Annotated in this window: 14 protein-coding genes; 10 read left to right on the plus strand and 4 right to left on the minus strand. The window is 33.9% G+C overall.

The window, feature by feature from the left end:
- Window positions 1-40: 40 nt before the first annotated feature.
- From T487_RS0110940 to T487_RS0110960, 4 genes are all read right to left on the minus strand, one after another.
- Window positions 41-1,060: an LCP family protein gene (locus tag T487_RS0110940; RefSeq protein ID WP_031577166.1), complete on the minus strand. Its 1,020-nt coding sequence runs from the start codon at window positions 1,058-1,060 to the stop codon at window positions 41-43.
- Window positions 1,061-1,205: 145 nt separating this feature from the next.
- Window positions 1,206-1,937: an NAD-dependent protein deacylase gene (locus tag T487_RS0110945; protein ID WP_031577167.1), complete on the minus strand. Its 732-nt coding sequence runs from the start codon at window positions 1,935-1,937 to the stop codon at window positions 1,206-1,208.
- 141 nt (window positions 1,938-2,078) lie between these two features.
- The gene (locus T487_RS0110950; RefSeq protein WP_031577168.1) at window positions 2,079-2,663 is read right to left on the minus strand and encodes a sigma-70 family RNA polymerase sigma factor; all 585 of its coding nucleotides are present in this window, start codon (window positions 2,661-2,663) and stop codon (window positions 2,079-2,081) included.
- A 670-nt stretch (window positions 2,664-3,333) separates the two neighbouring features.
- Window positions 3,334-4,185: a DUF4037 domain-containing protein gene (locus T487_RS0110960; RefSeq protein ID WP_031577170.1), complete on the minus strand. Its 852-nt coding sequence runs from the start codon at window positions 4,183-4,185 to the stop codon at window positions 3,334-3,336.
- A 223-nt stretch (window positions 4,186-4,408) separates the two neighbouring features.
- On the opposite strand from T487_RS0110960, the gene T487_RS0110965 reads away from it, so the two are divergent.
- The 10 genes from T487_RS0110965 (at window position 4,409) to T487_RS0111010 (ending at window position 16,738) form a co-directional block, all read left to right on the plus strand.
- Window positions 4,409-7,108: a triple tyrosine motif-containing protein gene (locus T487_RS0110965; protein WP_031577171.1), complete on the plus strand. Its 2,700-nt coding sequence runs from the start codon at window positions 4,409-4,411 to the stop codon at window positions 7,106-7,108.
- 10 nt (window positions 7,109-7,118) lie between these two features.
- A complete protein-coding gene (locus T487_RS0110970) occupies window positions 7,119-8,240 on the plus strand; it encodes a glycosyltransferase family 4 protein (RefSeq protein ID WP_051651677.1) in 1,122 nt (373 codons plus the stop codon).
- Window positions 8,237-9,427 (plus strand): O-antigen ligase family protein, encoded by a 1,191-nt coding sequence (locus T487_RS0110975; RefSeq protein ID WP_031577173.1) that lies wholly within the window; start codon window positions 8,237-8,239, stop codon window positions 9,425-9,427. Before T487_RS0110970 ends, T487_RS0110975 begins: the two co-directional genes overlap by 4 nt.
- On the plus strand, window positions 9,420-10,562 hold the full coding sequence (locus tag T487_RS0110980; protein WP_031577174.1) for a glycosyltransferase family 4 protein: 1,143 nt from the start codon (window positions 9,420-9,422) through the stop codon (window positions 10,560-10,562). Before T487_RS0110975 ends, T487_RS0110980 begins: the two co-directional genes overlap by 8 nt.
- 14 nt (window positions 10,563-10,576) lie before the next feature.
- Window positions 10,577-11,530 (plus strand): ATP-grasp fold amidoligase family protein, encoded by a 954-nt coding sequence (locus T487_RS0110985; RefSeq protein ID WP_051651678.1) that lies wholly within the window; start codon window positions 10,577-10,579, stop codon window positions 11,528-11,530.
- Window positions 11,523-12,395 (plus strand): glycosyltransferase family 2 protein, encoded by an 873-nt coding sequence (locus tag T487_RS0110990; protein WP_031577176.1) that lies wholly within the window; start codon window positions 11,523-11,525, stop codon window positions 12,393-12,395. The genes T487_RS0110985 and T487_RS0110990 overlap by 8 nt, the downstream gene beginning before the upstream one ends.
- 177 nt (window positions 12,396-12,572) lie before the next feature.
- A complete protein-coding gene (locus T487_RS0110995) occupies window positions 12,573-14,021 on the plus strand; it encodes a lipopolysaccharide biosynthesis protein (protein ID WP_031577178.1) in 1,449 nt (482 codons plus the stop codon).
- A gap of 244 nt (window positions 14,022-14,265) precedes the next feature.
- Entirely contained in the window at window positions 14,266-14,832 is a 567-nt protein-coding gene (locus T487_RS0111000) for a sugar transferase (RefSeq protein WP_031577179.1), read from the plus strand.
- Window positions 14,833-14,849: 17 nt separating this feature from the next.
- On the plus strand, window positions 14,850-15,677 hold the full coding sequence (locus T487_RS0111005) for a glycosyltransferase family 2 protein (protein ID WP_074542610.1): 828 nt from the start codon (window positions 14,850-14,852) through the stop codon (window positions 15,675-15,677).
- A gap of 26 nt (window positions 15,678-15,703) precedes the next feature.
- Window positions 15,704-16,738 carry an NAD-dependent epimerase gene (locus T487_RS0111010; protein ID WP_031577181.1) on the plus strand — a complete coding sequence of 345 codons (1,035 nt, stop codon included), beginning with the start codon at window positions 15,704-15,706 and terminating at the stop codon, window positions 16,736-16,738.
- Window positions 16,739-16,756 lie beyond the last annotated feature (18 nt).

The following is a 16,756-nucleotide window of genomic DNA, read 5'->3' on the forward strand; positions in this document are numbered from 1 at the left end:
GAGCACTGCAGAACGTTGTATTCTGTAGTGCTCAAGAACTCTAATTGGTTGTTTTTTCATCTAGGTAGATGTATCTACCGATACTATGGATTGCTGACTCACGATTGAAGACATAATAGTAGATGCCCTTGATGGTTTGTCCACTGGAATAACTGTCTTCAGGGAAGCGGTTCTGCTCCACTGTTCTAATACCACTGGTCACTACATTTCCTGCAATACTTAGAATGTCGTTAGAAGCCATGTTTGTTGTTACTAATGGCATAATCTTACTTAAGATACCAGGATAGGAAGTCACAGACTTATCAAGCATCTTCTTGATGATTGCTTCCATAACGGTTCTTTGACGTTCAGATCGAGCAAAGTCAGAATCTATTTTTCTGATTCTACTGTATTGTAGTGCTTGGGCACCAGTTAGATTATAGGTTCCTGCTGAAGATATTCCAGATATTTTTGATGCTTCAGCGTTGGTAACCTTTATACTAACGCCCCCCAAAATATCAACAATTTTAGGTAGTGTTGTAAAGTTTACGGTGGCAAAGTTCTTAATATCTAGATGGAAGTTGGAGTTCAAAGTCTTCAGCGCCAGTTCAGGACCTCCGAAGGCATAAGCGTGGTTTACCTTATCCATTCCTCGATCTGGGATATTCACATAGCTGTCTCTGATGATGGAGGAAAGCTTGATTTTCTTGGAATTTCTATCAATGGTCACAATCATGATGGCATCGCTTCGGCCTCGTTTTCCGATGGGAGCGTCTACCCCAAAGAGAGCAATATTTGTAATTCCATTTACATCCTCATAATAAAAAGGAAGATCTCCGTTTTCTCCCACACCTCCGGGGATTTCAACCCCTTCTTCATATTCAAACTCAAATTCCTTATCACCAATTCCAAGTCCTTCATCGTCTGTTGTTATAGCTTCTTTATTAGTGGAGTTCAGCAGACTATGTACATAAGCATAACCGAACCCACTGAGAAAAAGTATAACAGCCAGGGCAATGAGTAAAGGTGTTTTCACATTTTTCTTTTTTTTGTTTACAGTCTTATATTCTCTTCTCTTCATTAAAGTACCTCCGAGGGACTATATTATATTATTATTTCAATTTACAATTATACAGTATATTTGGCTGAAAATATGACAAATTAGATAAATTAAGAAATATTCAACCAAAACTAAGACTTTACTTCGGAAGTCTTCAATTTTGAGGCTATATTTTATTCAATAGCTTGTCTAGCTTTTCAAGAGTATTGCCAATACCATCATGAATTTCGGTCACATTATAGTGGTGCGCATAAGGAGTAGCATCTCTGTTGATGATGATCATAGATTTATTTTTTAGACCGAATACCTCAGGGATACTGGCAGCTGGATATACTTTAAGTGAGGTTCCCAAAACAAGAAGAAGGTCTGCTTTTTCTGCCATGGTGAATGCCTTATGGATCAGTGAGACTTCTTCATCATAGAGTACGATGTCTGGTTTAAATACACCGCCACAGAGACAGCTGTAACCATCTTTAAAAATCTCGTGAAGAGATCGTTTCTGGTGGCAGTTTGTGCAGGTGCAGGTGGCCAATGTGCCATGAAGTTCCAACACGTTTTTACTGCCTGCTTTTTGATGGAGCATATCGATGTTCTGTGTAATGATATTTATAGTAAGAGTGGTCTCCCACTTCGCTAGAATCAGGTGTCCTTTATTAGGGGAGAATCCTGTAACATTTAGCTTTTCTTTTAGGTACTGATAGAAAAGGGCTGTATTATGGTAAAAGAATCTTCTGGAGAGAAGATCTTCTGGATAATACCCTTCATAAAGACTTGACCCCAGTCCGTCTTTAGATCTGAAGTCTTTGAGACCGGATTCTGTGGACATGCCTGCACCGGTAAGCACAAGTATATTTTTTGAGTTTTTCAGCAGTTCAGCAGATTTTAATAGTAGATTCATTTTTATCACCTTCTACTGGTATTTTACCATAGGAAAGTAAGCAGGTTGAGATTTTTCAATGAAATAAAAGCCCGAAGTTGCCTTCGAGCTTTGTATATCTTGAGTGCAGTATAATTTCGTTTGTTTTATTTGGAACGGAAATCAGAATTCAAAGTCATCATCTTTATGGGCTTCCAGATAGGCTTTCATTTTTTTCAGTGTTTTATCTTTCAGGTATCTGGCTTTACGGTAGTCGGTGTCATAGAGCTCTGAATATCTTTTGATGCCTCCATAAGGGTCTTGGATAAAGTATGAAAGCACTGTTTTTTCTTCCGGGGTTAAGGTCATAAAAGCTTCTTTGACTCTAGAAGTGTTTTCATCACGGATGAAGATGGATTCCGTATTTTCTTTGGCGACGAGTTTCTCAGCATGGGTAATCCCATCTTTATCCTCACTATCGAGACTCGTATCCTGTGGCTTTGCAAGAATCCGTCTGGCTTCATATTTGAGTGCATTATGGATACATTTCATAAGATAAGATGGAGCTGAATCCAAATGCTTTTCATCCAGTTTTGGTATCGCTTTGATGATTGCTTCATAGGAGATTTGGCACAAATCTTCAAAATCATGTTCTTGAAGCTTCATTCTACGGCACTGTTTAAAGATAAAGGGTTCAACGGTCTTGATGACAAATTCAATCGCCTCTCTATTTCCGTTTTTTGCGTGAATAAAAATGTTGTTATTCATTAAGTCCTCCCCAGAAATTATATCTGCATAATCTAAATATGCATTAAATACTTAATTAGCATACTCAAGATTATTTATATTATAATATGGATTGACCAAAATAATACAAATCACGGAATAAATTATGAAAATAATATTTATATTCTAATTATATGGAGATAATTATTATAATTTTTTATTTTAATTATGGATATAATTTACAATATATAGGTATTGAATGTATATTGTGATAGAGAGTTTCAAAATCCTATAATCTGACGCTAATTGGAGTCCACGTAGATCACGTAGGAGATCCGGATAAGCAGAAGAACAAGAGTAGAACCAAGTACAGCATTTAGGAATCCATACCCTAAAAAAACGAGTCCAATGAAAGTTATGATCATGGCAAGGACAGTCAGTCTATTTAATTTTTGGAAAGTTGATCTCCCTTTCATGCTTTTATAGAGAATAAATAGTATTACAATAATAATTCCTAAAAAAAGACCTAAGGATAGCAAGTTATAAATTAGTGATAACACCATACACCTCCTATTTCGTGTTAATTTTAACATAATATGATAATAATCGGTATTGAACTTGAAAAAACAAACCGAAAAGAGTATTATTACATAGTGTATGAATTCAATATAAAAGCTTGGACTGCTCCAAGCTTTTGTATTGGTTTTATTTTTTAGAGAGGAAGTCTCTTGATCATAAACTTATCAAAGGTTTCTTCTACGCTGAAGTCCACTTCTGGGAATTGCTGTTTTACAAGAATCAGTGTCTCAAAGACTATAGCATAAAGATCTTCTACAGCTTCAAATTTATTGATGGAGAACATTTCCTTAAATCTAAGAGCTACATTCACTGGAGCAATGGTCATTGCTTCCAATTCAGGGTACATCCATTTGTAGCCTCCTGCATAGGTCTTGTTGATTGCTGAAAGGATATTAAAGAGTTTTCTTTGAATGGTAACCATCTGAGCATAATATTCAGTGGGATTATCTCTCTGGATGTAGAGCTCGATGTTTCCATTATGAAGCTTAACAAGATTATCGAAGATGACATTGATTGCCAGTTCTCTTGGATAGACCTCTGTCTTTTCTTTCCAGGCATTGAGGATATCTTCGCCGAAAAGAGGATAAGCATAGGTGATGGTGTCCAGGAATCCTAAGGTCTGATAATCAGCCAAATGGAACTCCCAGGCGTCTTCAATCATGTTATCATAGTAATCAACGGTATTATGAAGAATATCAATCTGGATGTCTTTCAGAATGAGATTGTCTTCATTTTGGTCATCGTCAATGGGGAAAATGAGATCTGCTTTAATTGAGTCCACCAGCTTTTGTCTGGTATCGACATCTGGAAATACATCCCAGAAGCAAAGGAGTTCTAGATCAGAGAAAGCATCTGCTTGTCCTCTGGAAACTGATCCACCTACAGCCATGGCGACGAGTTCTGGACCTTCAAATTCGACATCACTTAAGCTTTCTCGAATTTCATGGGCCAGGATGACTCTTGGATTGTTTAAATCAATTTTCATATGATCCACTCCTTATTGAATGATTGTAAAGAAGCAATGATTAAATATTGCGACTTCTTTCATTTATCATATCAGAAAAAAGTGAATAAAAGAATAAGAATTCGTTATTGTTTTCTTAGGTAGAGTTGATGTTCAATGTAATATACATAAATATACAGTATTAATCTAACATAAGATCACATAAATTTTCAGGTGAGAATCTACATGTCTTGAGGGGGATACTATGGTTATAAAAAGAAAATCTATTATGTTTACAATCATAATCACTGCACTGATGCTTATGGGAACTAGAGTTAGTTTCGGAGCCGAAGTCAACAGAGCTGAAGTGACTTACTTTACAATGTCTGGAGACGAAGTGGTTGATAGTTCTCTCTATTTAGAAGCGATGGCGGAAAGTTCTAATGAGCCTCTCTACCAATTTGCTATAGAAGATCTCCAACGTGGAGGTTGGGAGTATATAGGGGGTTATACTACTACAAATAATGCAACATGGAATCCCCGAAAACCTGGTACTTATAGGATTAGAGTAAAAGTTAAAGACAGGTATAGTAGTCTTAATCAAGATTCAAGAAAAGATCTTTTTGTTGAGATTAAAGAATCAAAAGCTATTCTTGAAAGTGTAGAAGTAGTAGAAGGTCAAATTTCAGGCTCAAAGTATACTATTGTTGCTACTGCGGTAAGTAGGTTACCAGTCCTCTATGAGTTTGCGATTGAAGACTTAAGCCGAGGTGGGTGGATATATCCACAACCATATTCAAGCGTGGATACTGCGACTTGGATTCCTGATAGAGCAGGCCGCTACCGGATACGAGTAAAGGTTAAAAATGAGAATAGCACATTAAATCAAGATTCAAGAAAAGACATCTTTGTGGAAGTTAGTGATCCAAAATCGGTATTAACAGAAGTGTCAGCTACTAACCTAGATGGATACATTGGAAAGATGATTAATATTACAGCTGAAGCCTCTGACAACAGTAATACTTTATTTGAGTATGCGATTGAAGATTTAACAAGTGGTGGATGGACATATCCTCAGCCATATTCTGCTAACAATAGTTTGGCTTGGAATCCAACAAAAACTGGTAAATTTAGAATTAGAGTAAAAGTCAAACACAGATATTCTACGTTGAATCAAGATTCGAGAAAAGACTTGTTTATTGAGATAAAGGAGCCTAAAGCAACACTTAATGAAGTGGTTGTTGTTGAAGGTGAATTTGCAGGAAGTGCTTACGAAGTAGTAGCCAATGGTAGTAGTCAAAGTAGTATTTTATATGAGTTTGCAGTAGAGGATCTTACACGAGGTGGATGGACGTATCCTCAATCATATTCTGAAAGGAACAGTTTCAACTGGATTCCACAAAGAGGAGGAAGTTATAGACTTCGTGTAAAAGTTAAAGATCAATACAGTACATCAAATCAAGACTCTAGAAAGGATTTCTTTATTGAAGTTTTGGAACCGAAAGCAGTCTTAAACGAAATGATTGTTGAAGAAGGATTTTACATTGGATCTGACTACTCGATTACTTTAAATGGTAAGAGTGATAGCGAGATTTTATACCAGGTAGCGATTCAAGATATTACGACGGGAAAGTGGTCGTATTTATCAAGTTATACTCCAAATAATCAATTCAAATGGGTTCCATTAAAAAATGGGATATACAGAATCAGAGGCAAAGTGAAAGACCGATTTAGTAGTATGAATCAGGATGCTCGACTTGATTTCATAGCGGAAGTTCTTGGTCATAATACTTATACGAAGATAACTTCTAATATAGCATTTATTGATGCCTTGGATTTACAGATGAACTCTGGAGCAAAACCAATTATATACTCCAGTGATCCTAACAACAGGTGGAGAGCTGCTGAAAAGTCAGAAGTAGAACAATACATGAATTCAAAAAAATATTTGCATTTCGAAGATTCAACTGAAGGAATGATATCATCTGTTATAATTAGTACGGACACTCTCAATGTTCGATCCAATCCATCTGTTGTGGATGGCGTCGTTATAGGAAAAGTAAACAGAGGTGCTAAATATGATGTTGTTGATATGGTTGATGGTTGGTATCAAATAAATACGAGTGTAGGATTCGGATGGGTTTCTGGAGCTTACGTTTCGACAGTAAGTAAGCCAATGAATGTACCTACTAAAATTTCATCAGTTCAGGTAGTTTATGATAATATTAATATGTATAGCGGTTCATCTAAAGAAACTGTGGTAACTTCCATAAGCAGAAATACTATTCTAGATTATTTGGGGTCAACTGGTAAAATGTACTATGTTCAATATGCAGGTGTTAATGGATATATCGATGTAGAAGGGGTAAAACTAGTTGACACAGTACCTAGTAGCTTTCTTCAGTTTATGGATCTATCTGGAGGTCCAAATCTTTCTGTAGCCAGCATAAACAAAGAGTTGCTTGGTAAAGGAATTTTGGATGGAAAAGGAACAGCATATAAAGAAGCGGGTGAACTATATAATATCAATATCGCATATCTGATTGCACATTCATTTTTAGAGAGTGGCAACGGAAGTAGTGCATTAGCTAACGGAATCATGGTCAGTGAAGTTGACGGTGTTAGTGTTGAACCCAAAATGGTTTATAACGTTTTTGGTATTGGAGCTTATGACAGAGATCCAATCAAACTAGGAGCCGAATATGCATACAAACAAGGATGGCTCTCTATTAATGAGGCAATAATTGGTGGAACTTCGTGGATCTCAAAAAACTATATAAATCATTCTACCTTAAATCAAAACACATTATATAAAATGAGATGGAATCCGATCAATCCTGGGACACATCAGTACGCGACAGATGTTGCGTGGGCTGTTAAGCAAACAAGTAGATTAAGACTTGCTTATGATATTATGGTTGCAAATAAAGCACAAATACGATTTGAACTGACTGACTATAAATAATGAGGTATGTATGAAGATTTTAAATATTAACTCTTACTATTTGAGTTCTACTGTTCATCATTCTTTATGGGAAGCGCTCTCACAAGATAAACATGAAATCTTAAGTTATGTACCCGTTTATAAAGGATATAGCGCAAGACCTGAATGCGAATCTCTGGGCACTGATAGTAATGTCCTTATTTCTTCTTGCTTTAAGAAAAATGATCGATATATGTTTTGCGTTAAGCATAATAAAATATGTAAGGATTTAGTATGTAAGTATGATTTTAAAACTATCGATGTAATTCATGCTCACTCACTATTCACAAATGGTTACTTAGCTTATAAGCTAAATCAACTTTATGGAATACCATATATTGTCACAGTGAGAGATACAGATATTAATCAATTTTTCAAAAAGAGAGTCTTTTTGCGAGGTATTGGAAATAAGATACTAAAAAATGCGGATAGAGTTGTTTTTCTGTCTGAATCATATTTATCAAAAACAATTGATACATATGTACATAAAGATATTAAGCTATTAGTCAAAGATAAATCTTTGGTTGTTCCTAATGGAATTTCAGATTATTGGCATAATAATAAGCCTGAAAATATTAAGGATAAGCCCGACAATAGGATAAATTTACTGTATGTAGGTGCGATTAATAGAAGAAAGAATGTTCTTATGACTGTTAATGCATTAGAGGAGCTAGTTAAAAGAGGATTTGATCCGACACTAACAGTAGTTGGCAGAGTCGAGGATTCTGCCATCTATGACAGATTAGTGAGAAACACTCGAGTCAGATATCAGCAACAGATGCCTTTCGAGCTGCTCCTTGAAGAGTACAGAAAAGCTCATGTTTTTGTGATGCCATCACTTACTGAGTCGTTTGGATTAGTGTATGCAGAAGCACTATCACAAGGAGTTCCAGTCATTTACTCAGAAGGTGAAGGATTTGACAATCAGTTTGCAGAGGGGGTTGTAGGTTATCATGTTAGCCCGAAGAGCTCTAGTGATATTACGGAAAAAATATTGATGATAATTGAAGACTATAAGGAAATAGCAACCCGTTGTCTACAAAGCAGTACTGTATTCAGGTGGAATGATATTTCCCAGAGATATATGGATATTTATAAGGAATTGATAAGATGAATGATAAACTAATTGATGCAATTAACAGGAAAAAATTGAATAGTTTTTTTATTGGGGTATTTCTGTTTGTTCATGCCTTAACTTATCCAATTAGAGTGGCAACAGGGAATAATTTGTCTACCTATCTAGTGACTGGGATCATCCTAATAATATCAATAATTGTTAATAAATCATACAAAGAGATGAGAAACTATATTATTGTTTTCATAATCACTATATTGATTGCGATTAACTTACTCATTACTGAGAGTACTACTCATTTATTTATACAGCTGACTGAGTTTATGAAATTCGGGTTTATTGCCCTATTTCTCAGTGTTCAGGATTTAGATTATAAATATGTTATGAAATACATGGTATATCTAAGTTATTTTGTTCTCATTATATTCACAGTTTTTATCCGAAGTGTGATCAATGGAGATATTGAGTATATGTTTTTTGGAGTAAACATGTCTTATGTTTTTTCTGCTCAATTTATAGATGGTGTTGAGAATAAGAAGAAAAGCAGCATATTTTTTAGTCTTATATCATTCGTCATGATTCTTACTTTTGGAAACCGAGGTGCTTTGCTTACATGTTTGATTATAATATTGGTAACTGCATTTATAAAGGCTAGAGGTATATGGAAAGTAGCACTATGGGCGTCAATTGGCACCTTTGGAGTCCTTTATGTCACAGGTGGATTAAGGAAGCTAACAACGCTTCTTTATATAACCCTTAGAGAGAATGGTGTCTATTCTTACTCCTTAATGAAAATAATGAAACAACTGAATGACGGAATAGTATCAGCTTCATCTGGTAGGGGAGACATCTACTTAGAAGCTTTGCGAATTATTAAGGACAATAATTTCATGCCTAAAGGACTTGGTTATTATCAATATGTTACGGGTTCTACAACATACCCGCATAATTTTTATATTGACATATTGTATACTTTTGGATTTTTTTCAATAGTTGTTTTAGGATGGATTTTGTTCATTCTGTATAGAGGGCTAAAAAGCCAAACCATGGATTATTGGCATAAGAAGCTTATTTTGGTATTCTTTATTATTGCTATGACGCGGCTTCTTTTAAGTGGAACTTTTATCAGTGATACCGTTTTTTGGTATTTCCTTGGACTATCCATTTTACCTTATTTGAGGAAAATAACAGACTATATTCGAAAGGTAGTAAAATTTGATGAATAAAAGAGTATTAGTTGTTACATTAAAATACCCGCCAGTTTATTCAGGCTACGGTAATCAGATAAGTTCAGTTATGGAAGAAGTTTTGTCAATTACTGATTCGATTAATTTTACAGTTTTGACAACAAATAACTGTAACACTACACAAAATACTCAACCTAGAGTTATAAATCTAGGCATTTCTATAAAAAATCAGCTTCTGAGTTCGTTTTTTTTTGGAGTTCATGTATTTTTTTGGGCTATTCTTCATAAGAATACTTTTGATAGCATTCATTGTATCAGTGCCCATGGGCATACAGCGATTCCTTGTATTTATGCAGGTAAGTTGTTAAAAAAAAGCACTTATATTAAAGTGACACAAGCAGAATTTAGAAAAACAATCAAAAAACTATCGTGGTTACATAAATTAATCAGGAACTTCAGAATCAGACTGACGAGTAAAGCAGATTACTACATTGCAATTAGCAAACAGATTGAATCGGATTTACAAGCGGTTGGTATTAATCAAGAGCAAATAGTAAAAATACCGAATGGTGTAAACACAAAAACATATACTAAGCGAAATGTTAATGATAGCAGTAATGTGAGGAAAAGATTTGGATTAGATAATAATTTGATCATTCTATTGTATGCAGGCGCATTAAATAGAAGAAAGGGAACGTATGATTTGCTAGAAGCTACAAGAAGACTTTCGAAGAAATCTTTGAGGGACTTCACTTTGGTTTTATGTGGACCAGATCATGAAAATATTATTGAAACTATAGTTAATAACAATACTGAATATTCCTTTGTTAAATACCTCGGAAGAGTTGATAATATGTCTGAGATTTATAAGGCATCTGATGTTTTTGTTTTACCATCATATTCAGAAGGGTTACCTAATGTCCTCCTAGAGGCGACTGTATCAGGTGTTGCATCTATAGGATCTCAGATAGGAGGAGTGACCGATATTCTGAAGTCTACTTCATTACTTTTTCACCCTGGTGATATCGAAAAAATGGAGACTTTATTAGATAGGCTGATTTCAGACGATAAATATAGACAATATATTGCAGATACTTGTTATACTGAATCAAGCAAGGAGTTTTCACTCGAAAATGTAGCCCGAAGTTACATAAAATTTTATCAATCAATTTGAGGAAGCGAGTAAACATGATTAGAATGAATTCTAAATTTATAGTAGACAAACTGAAACGAATCTACATAGTGTCAAGAACGTATGATTTATTGATTGAATCTTATTATAAGTTTTTCTATAGTGATATTAGATTAATTACGAAGATGTATCAAAAAGAGCTTGGTTTTAAACCGAATTTGAAGAGTCCAGAATTGTTCTCAGAGAAACTACAATGGCTAAAACTACATTGGTTTAATCTAGAAGCTCAGCAATGTGCGGATAAATTCTTGGTTAGAGATTATGTAGAAAAGAAAGTTGGTAAAAAGTACCTTAATCGATTAATTAGTTATTATAATAGTGTGGATGATATTGACCTTTCAATACTCCCGCAGTGTTTCGTGTTAAAAGCAACGCATGCTTCTGGTAATGGGTTTATATCAATTTGTAAAGATAAGAGTACGTATGATTGGAAATTAGAGAAAATAAAGCTTAAGAGGGCTTTAAAAGTAAATTATTACTGGAAGCGAAGAGAGTGGGTTTATAAAGATATTAAGCCGCGTATCATTTGTGAAGAGTTTCTTGTAGATGAGGAACAGTCTAATGAGTTAATTGATTATAAGTTATACTGTTTTAATGGAATACCTACTTATTGCCAAGTAATTCAAAATAGAAAAAAATCTGTTGAAGTAGATTTTTATGATATGAATTGGAATCATATGGATTTCAATGGTCTTCAAAAAGCATCTTTTTCCCCTAAGTTAACTGAAAAACCAGAGGGGCTTCATGAAATGATTGAAGTTGCAGCTATTTTAGCATCAGATTTTCCATTTGTACGAGTTGACTTTTATTATGTAAATAAGCGTGTCATTTTTGGCGAAATGACTTTTTTCCCCAAAAGTGGTTATGGTAAATTCACTCCAGACGAATGGAACTTGAGAATTGGTGATATGATAGACCTTAGATCAATACCAAGGAGAGATTATGAGTAGTTTAATATCTGTTGTAATTCCTACATATAAGCGGAAGTTCGAAACTATCGAAATGGCTCTAAACAGTGTTTTAAAGCAAACTTACGAAAACATAGAAATTCTTATTATTGATGATAGTCCTGATGACTACAATGAAAGAAAAATTATTGAAAGTAAAATAATTTCAATTGATGATCCCAGAATTCGCTATATTAAACATGATCGAAATCTCGGAGCATGTGCAGCTAGGAACACAGGGATTTTTGCTGCCAAAGGTAAATATGTGGCTTTTTTAGATGATGATGATATCTGGTTGGTTGAGAAGCTGAGAAAACAAGTGGATTTGATTGAACGACTCAATCTCAAAATGGTTTATTCCTCTTATTACATGGTAAGATCCTCCAACACACAAATACATAAAGCTACAAAAAAGGGTAATATTTATAAAGAACTATTATTAAAGAACTATATTGGTTCAACATCATGTATCTTAGTCGAAACGCAGACTTTAAGGGATATTGGAGGATTTGATGTTAACCTACCTGCATCCCAGGATTATGAACTTTATCTTCGGATATCGAAAAGACATGAGATCGATTATGTAGATGAACCTTTGATGAACTATATTATTCATGATGGTGAGAGGATATCTAACGACAGCTCTAAGAAAATTGCCTCAAGAGAATATATATATCAAAAATACTATGATGACTTTTTTCTTGACAAAAAGATCTTTGCAAAGAAGAACTTAGACTTGGCAAAAGTATACTTAATGGGTGGAGATAAAAAACGAGCGTTTTCATTTTGGAAAACATCAGTTAAATCTTCTAAAGTACTTAATAAAGATAGTTTAAAAGTGCTTCTCAAGATAATTATACGAATTTGAGGCTTAACATTACTTATATGGGTACAATGATGTGATTTTAATCTATTTGGAATATTATAAATATAACTTAAGTAGAAAGATTGACAAATTGAAATATTAAATTTGATTGAAACATATAAAAATATATCATATATGTTCATGCAAAATAATTCGTATGAACAACTGGAAGGAAATATAATGGGAAATACATCGATCAGAAAAGCTGTAATGATTAACTTTGTAGGTAAATATTCAAATATTCTTTTGGGCCTAGTATATAGTGCAATATTATCGAGATTTCTCGAACCCAAAGACTTTGGTGTTGTTGCAGTTGTTACGGTATTTACCTCATTCTTTTCCTTGCTAGCAAACATGGGAATCGGACCAGCAATAATTCAAAATAGAGAACTAAGTAATAATGATGTTAACAATATATATTCGTACACAGTATATATAGGGCTGTTGATTGGTATTGCATTCAGTCTTTTTTCGATTCCTTTATCAATGTTTTATGGTGACAGTGTATACATACCAATCGGGATACTTCTCTCTATTTCTCTATTTTTCAATACAGTTAATATTGTTCCCAATGCAATACTGTTAAAAGAACATAGATTTAAACTTGTGAACATGAGACTAGTATCAGTGACCATTATTACAGCGATACCAACACTCATAATGGCAAATTTTGGATTCAAGTACTACTCAATAGTTCTTCACTCAATATTGGTTTCCTTCGTAAAATTTATTTGGAACTATCTTACTGTGAAGCCGCAGTTTCATTTCCGTGTCGATAGTGATAGCATAAAGAAAATAAGGTCCTTCTCTTCCTTTCAAATGGGGTTTAGTGTAATAAATTATTTCTCGAGAAATTTAGATAATTTGTTGATAGGTAGATTTATCGGAAGTGAAGCGCTTGGATATTATGATAAATCATACCGTCTCATGTTATACCCAGTTAACAATCTAACCCATGTTATTACACCTGTGCTACACCCAATTCTGTCAGCATCTCAATTTGATAAAGATAAACTTTTTAATCAATATAAAAAGGTAATAAACATCCTTTCAGTATTAGGTGTTTTTGTATCTGCTTTTTCATTTTTTGCTGCTGAAGAAATCATTTTGATTATGTATGGCAATCAATGGGGGCTATCTGTAATCAGTTTTAGATATTTAGCACTGTCTATTTGGGCTCAGATGATTACTTCGAGTACGGGATCGATTTTTCAAAGTATTGGAAATACAAAACTACTTTTTAAGACGGGATTACTGTCTTCAGCACTTCAAGTTTCATCGATATTAATAGGAGTTTTGTTAGGTGATATTAACTCAGTAGCACTATTTATTACAATTGGTTATAATATCAACTTTTTTATCACATTTTTTATGTTAATTAAAATTGGACTTGGCAAGAGTTTAGTTGATTTTTATAAGGGGTTTTTACCAGATATTTTCAATTTCATCATTACTTTTGGTGCTATATTCGTGGTTTCTCAGTTTAGATTTGATTCATTATTTATCTCCTTTGGCACGAAACTTGTTATTGGAAGTTTAGTATATTGTACTACATTGGTTTTCACAAAAAGGTATAAGATTCTACTCATGGCTTTTGGGCGAAAAAAGAAAAAGACCAAAGTTTCCTAGAGATAATGTATTATCTCATTTAAAAATTGTAAATGTAACGAGTGTAACTGTGTGATTATGATTGAGTGCGTTAGATAATTATTAAATCTCTTAGTAAGATATTGATTAATGAATATGAATATTCTGTCGCACCTAACATTAATGAATAATTACTGAAAATAATTCAAGTTTTCACATTGTTAAGCTATATTTTTATTGAGGCTATATAAAATTAAAATTATATAAATAGAAATAGGAGTAGCGAATGGGGAGTACGCGGTATAATATACTAAAGAGAATAATTGACATACTAGGATCAATTTCATTATTGATTATTTTGTTACCGTTATTTTTGCTGGTAATGGCAGCAATATTAGTCATTGATGGCAGGCCTATTTTTTTCAAGCAATATCGAGTTGGATTATGGGGGAATCTTTTTAAAATCTATAAGTTCAGAAGTATGAAAAAAGAGGCTCCTAATGTCGCATCAAGAAATATTGAAAACAACGAATACACTACAGGTATTGGAAGATTTCTTCGCAGAACAAGTATAGATGAGTTGCCACAGCTACTCAATATTCTTAAAGGAGAGATGTCTTTCGTCGGTCCAAGACCATTTATTCCGAATGAAGGTGAAATTCTTAAAGAAAGGGAAAAGTATGGAATTCACTTATTGAAGCCAGGATTGACAGGTTGGGCTCAGATAATGGCAAGGAACACAAACAACCAAAAAAAGAAGATAGAGTTAGATTTATATTATTTGGAAAATAAATCTATTTTCTTAGATATTAAAATTATTTTACTCACTATTTTTAATAATAGGGGAGTATAAATCGGAAGGGAAGGTATATGGATAACAAACAAGAGCATTTAATATCAATAATCATGCCAACATTTAATGCGGATACTTACCTTGTTGAAACGATTGATTCAGTTTTAGCGCAAGATTATCGTAATTGGGAACTCATAATTATTGATGATTGCTCTACTGATAAAACAAAATCAATTATATTAGAGTATGCAAAAGTTGATCCTCGTATTAAATCAATCTATTTGGCTGAAAATCAAGGTGCTGCAATTGCTCGAAATAGTGGAGTAAAGATTGCAAAAGGAGATTTTATTGCATTCATTGATAGTGATGATGTTTGGCATTCCAACAAGCTTTCAGATCAATTAAACTTTATGGTGAGTAATAAATACTATTTTTCTTGTACATATTATCAGAAAATGAGTGAAAGTGGAGAACCTTTAGACGTAGTTGTGAAGAGCCCTCAAATACTTGATTATTATAAACTTTTAAGAAGATGCCCTGGCAACAGTACTGTCATGTATAACTCACTCCACTTAGGGAAATTCTACATTCCTAACATAAGGCGGAGAAACGACTTTGTTATGTGGTTACAGGTTATAAAAGAAGCTAAAACAATGCATACATTGCAAACACCCCTTACTTATCATAGGGTTCGAGAAGGTTCTCTATCCAGCAAGAAATCAGATTTAGTACGATATCAGTGGCAAGTGTATCGACACATAGAAAAATTACCACTCTGGATATCGATAGGTTTGCTGTTGGATAAGTTCGTTCAAACTATAACTTTGAGTGTTCATATGAAGCTTCAATCAAAGATAAAGAGTCCCAATACTCCCAAAGTAGAATACTTGCGAACTAATAAGTAATAAGCAGAAGGATTTAAAGTATAGTGATGAAGGATGTGGAGACATTGAAAATTTTAGTTACAGGTGGTGCTGGGTTCATCGGTTATCACCTAACAAAAGCGCTATTAAGAGAGGGTCACAGAATTATTGGTATTGATAACATGAATGAGTATTACGATCCGCAACTCAAATATGATAGGATATCGAAACTGGTTGAGTTTGACAATTATCAATTCCTAAAAGGCGATATAACCAATAAGGATTTTTTGTTAACTTTGTTCGAGAATTCTGGATTTGAAATCGTAATAAACCTTGCTGCTCAAGCAGGAGTTAGATATTCCATTGAAAATCCATACGCATATATCGATTCAAACATTTATGGATTTATGAATGTTTTAGAAGCATGCAGGCATTTTCCTGTTAAACATTTACTGTACGCTTCTTCCAGTTCTGTTTATGGGGGGAATAAAATGTCTCCTTTTTCAACCAGTCACAATGTTGATCATCCAGTATCACTATATGCCGCAACCAAAAAATCTAATGAGTTGATGGCTCATACTTATAGTCATTTGTACGGAATTCCAACTACTGGACTAAGATTCTTCACGGTATATGGACCTTTTGGAAGACCTGATATGGCATATTATTCATTTACCAAGGATATTTTTGATGAAAGACCGATTAAAGTATTTAACCATGGTTTAATGGAGAGAGACTTTACATATATTGATGATGTTGTTGAAGGGATTATCGGATTACTCAAGCAGATACCTTCAAGCGTTAAAAATTGGGATGAATCAAAGGATTCTATTAGTAGCAGTTTTGCACCATATAAGATATATAATATAGGGAATAATGCGCCAGTTTCACTAATGAGATTTATAAAAGCGATTGAAAGTTCAATAGGAAAAGAAGCGAAAAAGGTATTTTTTGATATGCAGCCGGGAGATGTTGTCAAGACATATGCTGATGTTGATGAACTGGAAGAAGCGATAGATTTCAAACCAACGACAACCATAGAAGATGGAATTAGCAGATTTGTTAATTGGTATAAGGATTATTATAATATTAGATTTGAATAAATTTCGTTAGTTATGATG

Source organism: Proteiniclasticum ruminis DSM 24773, from assembly GCF_000701905.1.
In the GTDB taxonomy this organism is placed as follows: Bacteria; Bacillota; Clostridia; order Clostridiales; family Clostridiaceae; genus Proteiniclasticum; species Proteiniclasticum ruminis.